Raw genomic sequence first — 14,501 nt, forward strand, 5'->3', positions numbered from 1 at the left:
GGACGTCGCTAGGCAAAAGAAGAACAGCTAATAAGGCTGTTCTTTTTTGTGGAGTTTTGTAAGGGAATCCATAAAGATTATGTAATTCAGCTTTATGAAGACGAACTATAAATAGCATATTAAGCAGCAGACCAAATCATAAATTGATTTGGTCTTTTTATTTGAGTTAGGTGGACACCAGTTCCGCTATGTGTACAAAAATAGGGTAATTTCATATAATTGCGGACATAGATTCCGTTATTTAAAAAAGCAGAGATTTCCTTGTGTTTTTCCAATAATCGCGAACTTAGTGTCCGCATTGGTTTCTTTAACTATCGAATGTAAATGAGTAAGAGCAAAAAAAATCATGCTCAAAGAATTCTCTGAGCATGATTATTTGTATGCATTATTTACTTTTAATTAAATTACTATTTTTTATATGTTTCTTCTCTACATTTTCAGAACTATTTCATGAATATGCCCTTTTTTCAATGCAACCAATGAATTCATGTTTTTCCTTTTGTTAACGTTTGATAAATTAAAAAAGGTCCCTTCTTGGAGGTAATGTTTAAAAAGGACTGAATAAAGGGAAAATCCTGATTGGGCATCATTTTTATTAATTCGCTCCACCATTCCGTTTCATACCGAGCGATCATACTTAAATTATAAAGCAATAAATAGTGGATTAATAATTCCGGGAAAAAATTTAGGCTGTTTTTGATTCTAGGGAAATAAAGCTGTTCATTATCAATATTGAATTTAATTGGGAGCAGATCATTTATGCATGTTGAGTTGATCGTAAAGTGTATAAATTGTTCATCTGCACCTTGTATATCGGCTTTATTTCCGTTATTCCAATATTCTATAAAGCGGGCTTCAGTCATATGAAAGGTGTCTAAAATTTCCTTTGGCAGTAGATGTATTTGATCCTGCTGTTTCATTTGCAAAAATGTTTGTTTCCCCTCTGTTTGTTTGAACATTTGAGTAAGTTCAGGAATCTGAGAAAGTAACTCCCTCATATTTGTTTTTTCACCTTCTAAATGTTTCATGTGAAACAGTTTTTCCCCCATATACGGAAAAAGTCCGCTTTTCTGGATTTTTACCTCATCATGAAAAAAGTGATATTGTTGTTTTTTCCTTTTCCTAGTTGAAACACCATGTGCAAGAACAGTGGTTGTTTCAGGATAATTAGGGTCTACAGTTAAAATACAAGCTTTTATTAAATGAACCATTCCGTAAAATAAAAGAATGGGCTTAATTAATAACGGAGCAAGTTCTGCTTGTTTGTAATAAATTTGTCCATGTTCAAGATAATATATAAAAGGGTAGCTGTTTTCATAACTTTTTTGTTCTGCTGAGTCCAAATGTTGAAGATGATAGCATTTTTTTAGAAAGGATTGTGAGGAGCTTGCCGAAAAATAATATAAAAATGAATCCCAATCTTTATAGTCACGCATTAATAAGCACCTCCGAGTTTTTAGAAAAATCCAACATATTGAAGAATCCTTGACAGTATTTTGCCCAATTGATAACCTACTAATAATATTTTCAAGAATTGGGGGTCAAAAAGATGTGGGAAAGTAAGTTTGTAAAAGAAGGTTTAACTTTTGATGATGTGTTACTTGTTCCTTCTAAATCAGAGGTTCTTCCACGTGATGTGAGTTTAAGTGTTCAGCTTACAGATAAGATTAAGCTTAATATTCCAATTATCAGTGCAGGGATGGACACTGTAACTGAAGCAGAAATGGCTATTGCAATGGCTCGACAAGGTGGATTGGGTGTCATTCATAAAAATATGACGATCGAGCAGCAGGCTGAGCAAGTCGATAAAGTGAAGCGCTCTGAAAGCGGCGTTATTACAGACCCATTTTTCCTTACCCCAGAACAACAAGTATATGATGCCGAGCATTTAATGGGGAAATACCGAATTTCAGGTGTACCTATCGTAAATAATGGTGAAGAGCAAAAACTTGTTGGTATTTTAACAAACCGGGATCTTCGATTTATTTCGGATTATTCGATTATTATTTCTGATGTTATGACAAAGGAAAACCTTGTCACTGCACCTGTGGGAACTACTTTAGAAGAAGCAGAGAGCATTCTTCAAAAGCATAAAATTGAAAAGCTTCCGCTTGTGGACAGTGAAGGGATCCTAAAAGGTTTAATCACTATAAAAGATATTGAAAAAGTGATTGAGTTTCCAAATTCCGCTAAAGATGAGCAGGGCCGCTTGCTAGTTGGGGCTGCTGTTGGCGTAACAAAAGATACAATGATGCGTGTAGCGATGCTTGTTAAATCTCAAGTAGACGTTATTGTAGTAGATACTGCACACGGACATTCAAAAGGAGTAATAGATACTGTTCGTGAAATAAGAAAAACTTACCCTCACCTAGCGATTATTGCGGGAAATGTTGCAACTGCAGAAGCAACAAAGGAATTAATCGAAGCAGGAGCAGATATTGTAAAGGTAGGAATTGGACCTGGCTCCATTTGCACAACTCGAGTAGTTGCCGGAGTAGGCGTTCCTCAAATTACAGCCGTATATGATTGTGCTACTGAGGCAAGAAAGCACGGAAAGTCGATTATTGCTGACGGTGGAATCAAATATTCAGGTGATGTAGTAAAAGCACTTGCTGCTGGTGGACATGCCGTTATGCTTGGCAGTCTATTAGCAGGAGTAACTGAAAGTCCTGGAGAAACGGAAATCTTCCAAGGTCGCCGCTTTAAGGTTTACCGCGGCATGGGTTCTGTTGCTTCGATGGAAAAAGGTTCAAAGGATCGTTATTTCCAAGAAGATAATAAGAAGTTTGTTCCGGAGGGAATAGAAGGCCGATTACCTTATAAAGGGCCGTTAGCAGATACGATTTATCAGCTTGTTGGCGGTCTGCGTTCAGGTATGGGGTATTGTGGAACAAAGGATTTAACGGAATTAAGAGAGAAATCACAATTTATAAGAATGACTGGTGCCGGATTAAAGGAAAGCCATCCGCATGATGTCCAAATTACGAAAGAAGCACCAAACTATTCTTTTTCATAATTCAATACTAGAACGAGTATGTAAGAGCAGAGTAAGCATGAAGCTTCTCTGCTTTTTGTATGAAAAATTTCCAGGTAAGAATAGGTAAATCCTCTGTCTATGTTTTAATGTCGAATTATGATAAAATATCAGACGTGTACTAAAAAGTTGGAGGGCTTTGTATTGAAAAAATTTCGCAAATATGTAGCTAGTATTCTTGCATTCGTGATGGTAATAGGGCTTTTTCCTAGCTTAAATAGAGCCTATGCAGAAGATATTTTAAATGTTAATGGTGATGCTGCTATTCTAGTAGAAGCAGAGACAGGTAAAGTACTTTATTCGAAAAATGCCGACCAAGTTCTTGGTATCGCTAGTATGACAAAAATGATGACTGAGTATCTTCTTCTAGAAGCTATTAATGAGGGAAGAGTGAAATGGGACCAAGAATATTCCGTTAGCGAGTATGTCTGGAAGATTTCTCATGATACGAATTTATCCAATGTACCTTTGCGCAGAGATGGAAAATACAATATTCGTGAACTGTACCAAGCAATGACGATTTATTCAGCAAATGCTGCAACGATTGCCATTGCAGAAACGCTTGCGGGTTCTGAAGAGAACTTTGTAAAAATGATGAATAAAAAAGCAGAAGAACTAGGATTAAAAGATTTCAAGTTTGTTAACTCATCTGGCTTAAATAATAAAGATTTAAAAGGATTCCACCATACTGGGACAGAAGATGAAGAGAATGTGATGTCTGCTAGAGCTACTGCAATGCTAGCTTCTTATTTGCTTAATGACTACCCAGAAGTGTTAGAAACGACAACTATTCCGAAAATGACCTTCAGAGAAGGCACAGAAGATGCGATTGACATGCAAAACTGGAACTGGATGCTTCCTAGTCTTGTTTATGGCTTTGAGGGCGTAGATGGTTTAAAAACAGGGACAACGGAGTTTGCTGGCTATTGCTTTACAGGTACAGCTGTCAGAAATGGCACCCGTTACATCACTGTTATTATGAATGCCAAGGATGAAAGCGGTAAGGGTACTTATAAATCCCGCTTTGATGAAACAAAGAAAATGTTTAATTATGCATTTAGTAATTTTGGCAAAGAAGAGTTAGTACCTGCTAATTACCAAGTGAAGGGTCAAAAGACTTTACCTGTTATTAAAGGAAAAGAAGACAAGGTAAAGATTGAAACAAAGGATCCAATCACAATGGTTGTGAAAAATGGTGAAAAGGAAAACTATAAGACAAAGCTAGTTTTGGATAAAGAAAAGCTTAATGATAAAGGGGAATTAACGGCGCCTGTTAAAGAAGGAGAAAAGGTCGGAACTTTAACGATTGAATCTTCTAATGAAGGTGACTTAGAATTTTTATCTGAAAAGGGAAAAAATAAAATTCAAGTAGATGTTGTTGCTGCAGAGGATATTGAAAAGGCGAACTGGTTTGTGTTGATGATGCGTGGAATAGGTAGCTTTTTCGGGAATGTCTTCGGAGGCATCTCCTCAACTGTAAAAGGTTGGTTCTAATAAAAAGGGGTTTCTTGTCTTGACAGGAACCCCTTTTTGTTGTTTAGTGTCATTATAGGAAAGGGAATTATTCCGATTTGAATTAACGAAATATTCCTCCATTATTTATGAATATTAAATCAATCAAAATGATGGCAGCTGAAAACGGGTACAGATTTAGAAGCGATTGTAGAGGCAAAAAACATGTTGCTGGTGTGGCAGAGGATTTCCCTGCGGTATTTATTCGTGCTCCTCATATTGTGCAAGCAGGAGAGAATGTGGAAGTTCTGGCGAAACATGATGAGCGTATCGTAGGCAGCACGTGAGGGTCATATTCTTGGATGCTCCTTTCATCCAGAATTAACAGATGACCACCGTATTACCTCCTACTTTATTAACATGGTAAAAGAGGCGAAGAAAAATTAATTTGCATAATATAGTTGCAAATGATTCATAATTGTAGTACATTATGAATTAAAATTTACTATAGTCGAAAGCAATGAGAGGAACTAGTAACAGGATTTTCATTCTAAAGAGAGCCAATGGTTGGTGGAAATTGGCGGGTGAAGCTTGTGAATCCATCCTCGAGCAAAGTATGGAACGCCATTTTTTTGGCCAGTAAATACTTTCGGTATAAAACCGTTATGAATTTAAGGTGGAAGGCTCATGCCTTCAACTAGGGTGGCAACGCGGGTAACTCTCGTCCCTTTTTTGGGGACGGGAGTTTTTTGTGTTTTGCCCCATTAAAAAATTAGGAGGGATTATGAAATGTTAGACATTAAGTTTTTGAGAGCTAATTTTGAAGATGTGAAAAAGAAGCTGGAGCATCGCGGCGAGGATTTAACGGATCTTGGGAAATTTAAAGATCTTGATACGAAACGACGTGAATTAATTGTGAAAGCAGAACAGCTGAAAAGCAGACGGAATGAGGTTTCTCAGCAGGTTGCCATTTTAAAACGTGATAAACAAGATGCGGATCATTTAATTGCTGAAATGCGAGAGGTTGGAGATCAAATTAAAGAGCTTGATGATGAGCTGCGCACGGTTGAAGAGGAATTAGATCAACTATTGCTAAGCATACCAAATATTCCGCATGAAAGTGTCCCAGTTGGAGAAACTGAAGACGACAATGTGGAAGCGTGGAAGTGGGGAGAGGTTAGACAGTTTGACTTTGAACCGAAGCCGCATTGGGAAGTGGCTGACCAGTTAAATATTCTTGATTTTGAACGTGCAGGGAAGGTAACGGGAAGCCGATTTGTATTTTACAAAGGGCTCGGTGCACGCCTTGAACGTGCTTTATTCAACTTTATGCTTGATCTTCACACAGAGGAGCACGGCTATACAGAGGTATTGCCGCCATATTTAGTCAATCGTGCAAGTATGACTGGAACAGGTCAGCTTCCGAAGTTTGAAGAGGATGCCTTCCTTATAGAAAATGAGGATTACTTCTTAATTCCAACAGCTGAGGTACCTGTTACGAATATGCACAGAGAAGAAATTCTAAGTGCAGAGGATCTTCCGTTTAATTACGCTGCATTTAGTGCTTGCTTTCGTTCTGAAGCCGGATCAGCTGGACGTGATACGAGAGGGCTGATTCGCCAGCATCAATTTAATAAGGTGGAGCTCGTTAAATTTGTAAAGCCGGAAGACTCTTATGAAGAATTAGAAAAGCTGACAAAGAATGCGGAGAAGGTTCTCCAGTTATTAGGCCTTCCATACCGCGTGATGAGCATGTGTACGGGTGACCTTGGCTTCACTGCTGCGAAAAAGTATGATATTGAAGTGTGGATTCCAAGCTATAACACATACAGAGAGATTTCTTCTTGCAGTAACTTTGAAGCCTTCCAAGCAAGACGTGCGAATATTCGTTTCCGCCGTGAGGCTAAGGGTAAACCTGAGCATGTGCATACATTAAATGGATCTGGCCTTGCAATCGGCCGCACCGTTGCCGCTCTGTTGGAAAATTACCAGCAGGAGGATGGCAGTTTCGTGATTCCAGAGGTGCTGCGTCCGTATATGGGCAACAGAGATGTCATTAAACCAGAGTAAATTTCGCTAAAACTCCAAGTTAGAATACTTTTTGAGCGGGGCCAAACCCCGCTCAAAAAAAATATTAAATAATATTGACATCGTTTTTGATAAATGATATATTATTTCTTGTCGATACGGAGGAATACCCAAGTCCGGCTGAAGGGATCGGTCTTGAAAACCGACAGGCGGGTCAAACCGCGCAGGGGTTCGAATCCCCTTTCCTCCTCCATTAACATTGACATTATACACGCGCATAAATTGGAGATAAAAACCGTTACAGGCAAATGTAGCGGTTTTTTTTATGCTTTATATACTAAAATAGTCGCCTGTTTAGGGCGACTATTTTTTTAATAATTGAGTTTGCTTCATGAACTCCGAAATCCGTTCAAGAATCGGTTCAACTGAGCTTTCATCATCAATAATATCATAATCATTGATATTCAATCGAAGTACAGGACAAGCGTTAAAGGAGTTAATCCAATCTTCGTAGCGCTTATGCATTTCCTTCCAATACTCAATAGGTGTCTGTTGCTCCATTGGGCGTCCTCGTTCATGGATTCGGGATAGAATATCATCGAGGGAGCCTTCTAGATAAATAAGCAAGTCCGGATGCGGGAAATAAGGAGTCATGACCATCGCCTCAAATAGGCTAGTATAGGTTTCGTAATCGACCTTGGACATGGTGCCTTTTTCATAATGCATCTTCGCAAAGATCCCAGTGTCCTCATAAATGGATCGATCTTGGATAAAACCGCCGCCATACTCAAAAATTCGTTTTTGTTCTTTATAACGTTCAGCTAGAAAATAAATTTGCAGATGAAAGCTCCAGCGTTCAAAATCCGCATAAAATTTATCTAAATAAGGATTGGTATCCACTTTTTCAAAGGATGTGCGAAAGTGTAGAGCCTTTGCAAGGGCATTGGTCATTGTAGATTTTCCCACTCCAACCGTTCCGGCAATCGTGATGACTGCATTTGAAGGGATTCCATATTTGTTTCGAAGAATCATGATTGCATGCTCCCTTTAATTAATGTGATAGATAACGTGTCAATGATCGTTTGGAGATCCTCTTGATTTTTTACAAAGTCTAAATGATCGCCATTGAAGCGTAGAACTGAAACCTCCGGATGCTGAGATTCGAAGTCGCTAATCGCCTTGTCATAATCTATGGATAATTGCTCTAAATACAAGGGGCTTATATTCTTTTCAATATCCCTTCCCCTTAGGCGAATACGCTTCAGAATTGTTTCTAGACTTGCATGAAGATAAATCACTACATTGGGCTTTGGCATATCTACAGTTAGGATATCGTAAATTTTTAGATACTTTTCGTATTCCTGTGTATTCAATGATCGCCCGGCAAAAATAAGATTTTTTAATATATGGTAGTCTGCAACGACAGGTTTATCTTTCTTCAGAAAATGGTTCTGAATATCAGCTAACTGCTTATAGCGGTTGCAGAGAAAAAACATTTCAGTTTGAAAACTCCATTCCTCAATGTTTTCATAGAATTTACCTAAAAACGGGTTTTCATCTACTATTTCTTTCAGTAGGGCAAATTCGAAATGATCAGAAATGGCCTTAGCTAGTGATGTTTTTCCAACACCAATTGGTCCCTCAACCGTGATAAAAGGGGTTGCTCCCATGGATAGTCCTCCTACTCCGTCCTGCTTTATCTATAAAAGTGTTGTTTGGCACTCCGTCCTTAAATGACACAAAAATTATTTTATCATACAATCGTGGTGGAAGGGATATGGAATTTTTTTATAGGGAATGCATCTGCTTTCCAATAGGCCTCTATCTAATTTCACTGCGCTGATCATTACTTCGTATATCAAGGGTTTGTTCAATTAGGTCGACCGGCAGAATTTATTAAAATGGCACAAAAAAACAGCTGACAATGTATCAGCTGTTTCAAATCTCTTAAGGTCTTTTTACAACGTTAAAATTCTCTGTGATCAATAACCAGTTTTGCGGAAAAGAAAGGCCAAGCTTCCAATAGCTCATTCCTCTTAACTTCAATTCCTTAATCAAATCAAATTTTGCCTGAATGGAGCGGGCGTCTTCAAACCAGACCTCATGTCTTTTCCCCGCCTGATCCGTATAGTGGAAGAATGGTGCCTGTGCTTTCGTGTCATACTGAATAGCGACATTGTTATTCGCGGCAAGCTGTATAGCCTGCTGAGGGCTTAATGCTCGCGCAAAGGAGCCTTGAACAAATGGCAGTGTCCAGTCATAGCCGTATAAGTTTTGTCCCATTAATATTTTCTTGGAAGGAATCTCTGTTATTGCATACTCTAATACCTTCCGAACGGGTCCAATAGGAGAAACTGCCATGGCCGGTCCGCCGCTATAGCCCCATTCATAGGTCATGATGACAACGAAGTCAACAATCTCCCCGTGTGCCTTATAATCATGTGCCTCATACCAGCGTCCTTTTTGCCCAGCGCTTGTTTTAGGAGCTAGAGCAGTCGAAAGCAGCCAGCCTTCCTGCTGAAATCTAGCCTTGGCTTTTCTAAGAAAACGATTGTATGCTTCTCGATCGGCTGGGCGCAAGTATTCGAAATCGAAATGTATATCCCGGAAGCCGTATTTTTTAGCTGTTGCCACGATATTATTTAAAAATTTGTCCTGAATGGGCATATCATTGAGGAGAATCCGACCCAATTCATCATTAAACTGATCATTCTCCTGGTTTGTAATCACCATCATCAGTACATTTCTGTTGGCACGGGCAATCGCAGGGAAATTATTTAGTAATGGCTCTTTCAGGGACCCATCACGAAGTGCCTGAAAACTAAAAGGAGCTAAATAGGTCAAATAAGGAGCGGCTTCTCGTGCACTTGTTTCTAAATTGGGTGCAACCGTTGTGCCCCTTGGTTCTACATACGCATTAAATTCAGCCTGCTGTTTTGGACGGGGCGGAATATAAAGTCTAAATCCGACCTGAAGCGGCGTGTTAACAGAAATGTGGTTAATAGAGGCTAGTTCCTGATAGGAAATATTAAATTTCCTTGAGATTGAGTATAGACTATCCCCGCTATGCACCGTGTAAAATTGGCCGATAATGGGGATTACTAGGGTTTGACCAACCACTAGATTATTAGGATTCGGAATTTCATTAGCTTCGGCTATATCATTGGCGGTCGTTCCATAGGCACGCGCGATACTTGTTAAGGTTTGGTTTGCCTGAACAACATGAATTTGCAAAATGACTCCTCCTTTATCTAACAAATAAGGACCATTCTCGATGAATAAAATTAAACACTACAACCATTTTATGAAGGAATAAATGAAGTAATGATATAATTTAACAAAGGATCTTATTAAAAGGATGAAAAATAAATGGATTTGCAAATGGAACAGTCAGATGAAATATATATGCTAGAAGCGATAAAAGAGGCAAAAAAGGCTGAGGATATGAAGGAAGTGCCTATTGGAGCTATTATTGTTTTAAATGGGGAAATCATTGCAAGAGCTCATAATTTACGGGAATCCAATCAAAATGCAATTGCCCATGCGGAATTACTTGCTATTGATAAAGCGTGTCAGCAGCTTGGAACGTGGAGGCTTGAGGATGCCATTCTTTATGTTACGCTGGAGCCGTGCCCTATGTGTGCTGGAGCCATTATCCTTTCTCGGATAAAAAAGGTTGTGTACGGTGCAAAGGATCCGAAGGGCGGCTGTGCGGGCACTTTCATGAATCTTTTGCAGGATGAGCGATTTAATCATCAGAGTGAGGTAGTAACAGGTGTCCTGGAAGAAGAGTGCGGTGAATTACTGTCATCTTTCTTCCAAAGCTTGCGAGAACGAAGGAAAGAAGAGAAGAAACTAAGGAAACAAACACAGTTGGATAATCATACAGGAATTGTCAGCGAATAGGAATTGATTTTTACACAAAAGATTAGTATACTTAATTATGCGTCACATATGGCGCAACTAAATATGGTTTCAACTTTGCCGTGCTAGGCGGGGAGGTAGCGGTGCCCTGTACTCGCAATCCGCTCTAGCGAGGCTGAATCCCTTCCCGAGGCTGGTGTCCTGTAGGGCCTGCCTTAAGTAAGTGGTGTTGACGCCCGGGTCCTGCGCAATGGGAATCCATGAACCATGTCAGGTCCGGAAGGAAGCAGCATTAAGTGGACCATCTCATGTGCCGCAGGGTCGCCTGGGCCGAGCTAACTGCTTAAGTAACGCTTATGGGAGCCAGTCGAAGGAAGGTGCACGGCAGTTTAACTATAATAAACAAAACTCATCTCTCTGAATTGGGATGAGTTTTTTTATTTCTAAACTTTGAAATAATGAAAATGAATAAGGTATAATGGTTATTGAGAATACATAGGAAGGGGGGCGTAACAATGAGTTATCAGGCTTTATATCGGGTTTGGCGTCCTCAAAGCTTTATCGATGTTGTTGGACAGGAGCATGTAACGAAAACATTGCAAAACGCCCTGCTTCAGGAAAAAATCTCGCATGCCTATCTGTTTTCTGGGCCCCGCGGGACAGGGAAAACGAGTGCCGCAAAGATTCTGGCTAAGGCAGTCAACTGTGAAAGGTCCCCGGTAAACGAGCCTTGTAATGAATGCCCTACCTGTAAAGGGATAACAGATGGATCCATCCAAGATGTTATTGAAATTGACGCCGCCTCTAATAACGGCGTTGAAGAAATTAGGGATATTAGGGACAAGGTCAAATATGCACCAAATGTTGCAAAGTTTAAAGTCTATATTGTCGATGAAGTTCATATGCTTTCCATTGGAGCTTTCAATGCTTTATTGAAAACACTTGAAGAACCTCCAAAGCATGTTATCTTTATTTTAGCAACAACTGAGCCCCATAAGATTCCGCTTACGATTATTTCAAGATGCCAGCGATTTGATTTTAAACGCATTACAGCACAAGCAATTGTAGGCAGAATGAAGCTCATTGTCGAAGAGACTGGCGTTAAGTGTGAGGAACAAGCATTGCATGTGATTGCGAGAGCAGCAGAGGGTGGCATGCGTGATGCGTTAAGCTTACTGGATCAGGCTATATCATTTAGCCAGGACGAAGTGACAATGGATGATGCCTTAACTGTTACAGGAGCTGTTTCGCAAGGCTTTTTAAATAAGCTGGCTCTTGCAGTTATGGAAAGGGATGCGGCAGCAGGGCTGGAATTCTTAGATGAGCTTCTATTTCAAGGGAAAGATCCTGCACGTTTTGTTGAGGATTTTATCCTATATTATCGAGACATGCTCCTCTTTAAGGCTGCCCCCAAATTGGAAGAATCGCTGGAAAGAGTTATGTTAGATGAAGAGTTCCAACAGCTTGCTGAAAAAGTCCAGCCGGAAGAGCTGTATGAATTAATAGAAGTACTGAATAAGGCCCAGCAGGAAATGCGCTGGACGAATCATCCGAGGATTTTTCTTGAAGTGGCGATCGTTAAGCTTTGCCAGCTTGATAGAAAAGGATCAAGTGCAGCTGTCGGAGATCTTCAGCCGTTGCTCCAAAAGATAGAACATTTAGAGAATGAAATCAGTCTTTTGAAGCGCCAGGGTGTTGTGATTCAAGATGAAGGTCAGCCTGCTATTCAGAAAAAAGCACAAAGAAGCTCCCGTAAAGGCTTCCAAGCACCAATTGGGAAGGTTAATGAAATATTAAAGCAAGCAACAAAAAATGATTTAATGGCGATAAAAAGCAATTGGGGCGAAATGTTAAATAGGCTGGCTCATAATCAAATGAGGTCCCAAGCTGCTTTATTGAATGAAGCGGAGCCTGTTGCAGCCTCTCATACCGCCTATATCATTAAATTTAAATATGAAATTCATTGTCAAATGGCAATGGATAATACGAGATTTCTCGACATCTTATCCAGTATTATGTATGAGCTTTTGGGAAAACGATTGCAGCTCGTTGGAATTCCTGATGAGCAATGGCAAAAAGTCAGAGAAGACTTTCTCAACAGCCAGCAAGATAATGGAGTCAACGAAGAACATCCAAATGAGGAAGAACCGTTAATCGCCGAAGCTAAAAAATTGTTTGGTGATGATTTAGTAGAAATAATAGACTAATTAACTGGAGGTACAATAAAATGCGTGGAATGGGCAATATGCAAAATATGATGAAACAAATGCAAAAGATGCAAAAGAAAATGGCCGAGGCTCAGGAGAAGCTTGGTGAAGAAAGAATTGAAGGGACTGCTGGCGGCGGCATGGTTTCTGTCATTGTTTCTGGCCATAAAGAAATCCTTGAAGTAAACATCAAGGAAGAAGTAGTAGATCCAGAGGATATCGAAATGTTACAAGACCTTGTATTAGCTGCAACGAACGAGGCGCTAAAAAAGGCAGATGAATTAACAAATAACACAATGGGCCAATTCACTAAAGGAATGAATCTGCCTGGAATGTTCTAAGACACTTCTATTTGTCTAGCTTCAGTTGTTGGATTAGACTGAAGCTTTTCTTTTTTATGGAGCTTCTGCTTTTCAATGTCTAGCTCCGAGTGCCATCGCGAAGAGCATAAGCAGGTACTCTCCGCTTTTCGATAAGGAGGAATTAATATGCACTATCCTGAACCGATATCTAAGCTGATTGACAGCTTTATGAAATTGCCAGGTATCGGCCCGAAAACGGCCGCACGTCTGGCATTTTTTATATTGAGTATGAAGGAAGACACCGTCCTTGATTTTGCAAAGGCGCTAGTGAACGCTAAGAGAAATTTGTCATATTGCTCGGTTTGCGGCCATATTACGGATCAAGACCCCTGTTATATTTGTGAAGATCAAAGAAGAGATCGAACGGTTATTTGTGTCGTTCAAGATCCTAAAGATGTCATTGCAATGGAAAAAATGAAAGAGTATCATGGCTTATATCATGTACTGCAAGGCGCGATCTCGCCAATGGATGGGATTGGGCCAGAGGACATAAATATACCCACACTTCTAAAAAGACTCCAAGATGACACAGTACAAGAAGTTATACTTGCCACGAACCCTAATATTGAGGGAGAAGCAACAGCTATGTATATTTCACGTCTATTAAAGCCATCTGGAATTCGTGCTACGCGAATTGCCCACGGGCTGCCTGTCGGAGGAGACCTTGAATATGCCGATGAGGTGACTCTTTCAAAGGCACTTGAAGGAAGAAGAGAGGTTTAAATCTAAACTGTCGAGGCGCATGCGCTTTCTAATGGGGGCGAAGATAATGTTATTTCGTAGGAAGGGCTGGCTGCGTAAGGAATTTAATGAAAAGCTATTAGATAAAGTTTATGATTTAAGAGAAGCATGGGCAAATCAAAAAACACTTGTCGAAAAAAGCTTTGATCCATCCGCAGAGATTATGACACAAGCAAAACTTGCAGAGGCAAAATACTTCTTTCTTTTTAAAGAAGTAAAAAAAAGAAATATCACCTTACACAAATAATTTTTGGACATAGTCCTTCTATCGAGGTCTTTTTTGTATATCGATTTCATAAATTGATAGTACAAGTTTCTCGAAAGGAGGATTTTTCTTATTGGAGCCTGTTATCGTTATTTCTATATTAGGAGTATGCATATTATTACTGTTGATTATGGGAACGCCACTGAAGCCAGTTAAAATGGTTGGACAAGGTATTATTAAGATACTGATTGGTGCACTGTTTTTATTCTTTTTAAATACGTTTGGGAATCAGTTCGGCATACATGTGCCCATTAATTTAATCACAGCCTCTGTCTCAGGCTTTCTAGGAATTCCTGGTTTATTTTCACTAGTAGCTATACAGACGTGGATAATTTAAATAGATGAACAGCTGCGCGTTAAAGTAGCTGTTCATTTTTCAAAAGAATTATGTTGACAGTGTTTATATATGATGTTAATATATTAAAAGTCTCCACAAAAGCCTTTTGAAACAACGGAATTCACCGAGAAAAAAGTTGTTGACAAAGACTTGTGCAGATGATAAGATAATAAAGTCGCCTCTGAGCGATATGATAGTTCTTTGAAAACTG

At 39.5% G+C, this 14,501-nt stretch carries 13 protein-coding genes, 1 tRNA gene, 1 other RNA gene, 1 pseudogene and 1 other annotated feature; of the genes and pseudogenes, 12 read left to right on the forward strand and 4 right to left on the reverse strand.

Features of this window, described 5'->3' with window-relative positions; genetic code table 11:
• Positions 1-485: 485 nt before the first annotated feature.
• Complete coding sequence (locus tag V7122_RS13630; protein WP_335347014.1) at positions 486-1,436, reverse strand: YaaC family protein; 951 nt, start codon at positions 1,434-1,436, stop codon at positions 486-488.
• 113 nt (positions 1,437-1,549) lie between these two features.
• Between V7122_RS13630 and guaB the strand changes: the two genes are divergently transcribed.
• From guaB to V7122_RS13655, 5 genes and pseudogenes are all read left to right on the forward strand, one after another.
• Complete coding sequence (guaB, locus tag V7122_RS13635) at positions 1,550-3,016, forward strand: IMP dehydrogenase (protein ID WP_335347015.1); 1,467 nt, start codon at positions 1,550-1,552, stop codon at positions 3,014-3,016.
• 207 nt (positions 3,017-3,223) lie between these two features.
• Positions 3,224-4,528: a D-alanyl-D-alanine carboxypeptidase family protein gene (locus V7122_RS13640; RefSeq protein WP_335347024.1), complete on the forward strand. Its 1,305-nt coding sequence runs from the start codon at positions 3,224-3,226 to the stop codon at positions 4,526-4,528.
• 188 nt (positions 4,529-4,716) lie between these two features.
• Positions 4,717-4,933 (forward strand): annotated as a pseudogene (locus V7122_RS13645) (pyridoxal 5'-phosphate synthase glutaminase subunit PdxT); the annotation flags it as partial.
• A 64-nt stretch (positions 4,934-4,997) separates the two neighbouring features.
• Positions 4,998-5,218: a binding site (T-box leader), on the forward strand.
• Between the two features lie 57 nt (positions 5,219-5,275).
• The gene (gene serS, locus V7122_RS13650; protein ID WP_335527185.1) at positions 5,276-6,556 is read left to right on the forward strand and encodes a serine--tRNA ligase; all 1,281 of its coding nucleotides are present in this window, start codon (positions 5,276-5,278) and stop codon (positions 6,554-6,556) included.
• Between the two features lie 118 nt (positions 6,557-6,674).
• Positions 6,675-6,767, forward strand: a tRNA-Ser gene (locus tag V7122_RS13655).
• Between the two features lie 110 nt (positions 6,768-6,877).
• Here V7122_RS13655 and V7122_RS13660 read toward each other — a convergent pair.
• The 3 genes from V7122_RS13660 to V7122_RS13670 all read right to left on the reverse strand — a co-directional run bounded on the left by V7122_RS13660 (position 6,878) and on the right by V7122_RS13670 (position 9,748).
• Positions 6,878-7,546 carry a deoxynucleoside kinase gene (locus tag V7122_RS13660; protein ID WP_335347017.1) on the reverse strand — a complete coding sequence of 223 codons (669 nt, stop codon included), beginning with the start codon at positions 7,544-7,546 and terminating at the stop codon, positions 6,878-6,880.
• Entirely contained in the window at positions 7,543-8,184 is a 642-nt protein-coding gene (locus V7122_RS13665) for a deoxynucleoside kinase (protein ID WP_335347018.1), read from the reverse strand. The genes V7122_RS13660 and V7122_RS13665 overlap by 4 nt, the downstream gene beginning before the upstream one ends.
• 277 nt (positions 8,185-8,461) lie before the next feature.
• A complete protein-coding gene (locus V7122_RS13670; protein ID WP_335347019.1) occupies positions 8,462-9,748 on the reverse strand; it encodes a glycoside hydrolase family 18 protein in 1,287 nt (428 codons plus the stop codon).
• A gap of 147 nt (positions 9,749-9,895) precedes the next feature.
• Between V7122_RS13670 and tadA the strand changes: the two genes are divergently transcribed.
• The 7 genes from tadA to V7122_RS13705 all read left to right on the forward strand — a co-directional run bounded on the left by tadA (position 9,896) and on the right by V7122_RS13705 (position 14,290).
• Positions 9,896-10,420, forward strand: coding sequence for a tRNA adenosine(34) deaminase TadA (tadA, locus tag V7122_RS13675; RefSeq protein WP_335347025.1), 525 nt, complete (start codon positions 9,896-9,898; stop codon positions 10,418-10,420).
• A gap of 78 nt (positions 10,421-10,498) precedes the next feature.
• Positions 10,499-10,763, forward strand: an RNA gene (ffs, locus tag V7122_RS13680) — signal recognition particle sRNA large type.
• 130 nt (positions 10,764-10,893) lie between these two features.
• Positions 10,894-12,585 carry a DNA polymerase III subunit gamma/tau gene (dnaX, locus tag V7122_RS13685; RefSeq protein WP_335347020.1) on the forward strand — a complete coding sequence of 564 codons (1,692 nt, stop codon included), beginning with the start codon at positions 10,894-10,896 and terminating at the stop codon, positions 12,583-12,585.
• 20 nt (positions 12,586-12,605) lie between these two features.
• The gene (locus tag V7122_RS13690; RefSeq protein ID WP_335347021.1) at positions 12,606-12,926 is read left to right on the forward strand and encodes a YbaB/EbfC family nucleoid-associated protein; all 321 of its coding nucleotides are present in this window, start codon (positions 12,606-12,608) and stop codon (positions 12,924-12,926) included.
• A gap of 147 nt (positions 12,927-13,073) precedes the next feature.
• On the forward strand, positions 13,074-13,670 hold the full coding sequence (recR, locus tag V7122_RS13695; RefSeq protein WP_066302038.1) for a recombination mediator RecR: 597 nt from the start codon (positions 13,074-13,076) through the stop codon (positions 13,668-13,670).
• 46 nt (positions 13,671-13,716) lie between these two features.
• The gene (locus V7122_RS13700; protein ID WP_335347022.1) at positions 13,717-13,935 is read left to right on the forward strand and encodes a YaaL family protein; all 219 of its coding nucleotides are present in this window, start codon (positions 13,717-13,719) and stop codon (positions 13,933-13,935) included.
• 91 nt (positions 13,936-14,026) lie between these two features.
• Complete coding sequence (locus V7122_RS13705) at positions 14,027-14,290, forward strand: pro-sigmaK processing inhibitor BofA family protein (RefSeq protein WP_335347023.1); 264 nt, start codon at positions 14,027-14,029, stop codon at positions 14,288-14,290.
• Positions 14,291-14,501 lie beyond the last annotated feature (211 nt).

The organism is Bacillus sp. JJ1532 (genome assembly GCF_036965085.1).
Taxonomy (GTDB): domain Bacteria; phylum Bacillota; class Bacilli; order Bacillales; family Cytobacillaceae; genus Cytobacillus.

Bases quoted from the DNA above. Each gene is read 5' to 3' on its own strand.
- guaB (WP_335347015.1), top strand. From the start codon at position 1,550: ATGTGGGAAAGTAAGTTTGTAAAAGAAGGTTTAACTTTTGATGATGTG.
- recR (WP_066302038.1), top strand. From the start codon at position 13,074: ATGCACTATCCTGAACCGATATCTAAGCTGATTGACAGCTTTATGAAA.
- V7122_RS13700 (WP_335347022.1), top strand. From the start codon at position 13,717: ATGTTATTTCGTAGGAAGGGCTGGCTGCGTAAGGAATTTAATGAAAAG.
- serS (WP_335527185.1), top strand. From the start codon at position 5,276: ATGTTAGACATTAAGTTTTTGAGAGCTAATTTTGAAGATGTGAAAAAG.
- V7122_RS13690 (WP_335347021.1), top strand. From the start codon at position 12,606: ATGCGTGGAATGGGCAATATGCAAAATATGATGAAACAAATGCAAAAG.
- dnaX (WP_335347020.1), top strand. From the start codon at position 10,894: ATGAGTTATCAGGCTTTATATCGGGTTTGGCGTCCTCAAAGCTTTATC.
- V7122_RS13665 (WP_335347018.1), bottom strand. From the start codon at position 8,184: ATGGGAGCAACCCCTTTTATCACGGTTGAGGGACCAATTGGTGTTGGA.
- V7122_RS13630 (WP_335347014.1), bottom strand. From the start codon at position 1,436: ATGCGTGACTATAAAGATTGGGATTCATTTTTATATTATTTTTCGGCA.
- tadA (WP_335347025.1), top strand. From the start codon at position 9,896: ATGGAACAGTCAGATGAAATATATATGCTAGAAGCGATAAAAGAGGCA.
- V7122_RS13640 (WP_335347024.1), top strand. From the start codon at position 3,224: ATGGTAATAGGGCTTTTTCCTAGCTTAAATAGAGCCTATGCAGAAGAT.
- V7122_RS13660 (WP_335347017.1), bottom strand. From the start codon at position 7,546: ATGATTCTTCGAAACAAATATGGAATCCCTTCAAATGCAGTCATCACG.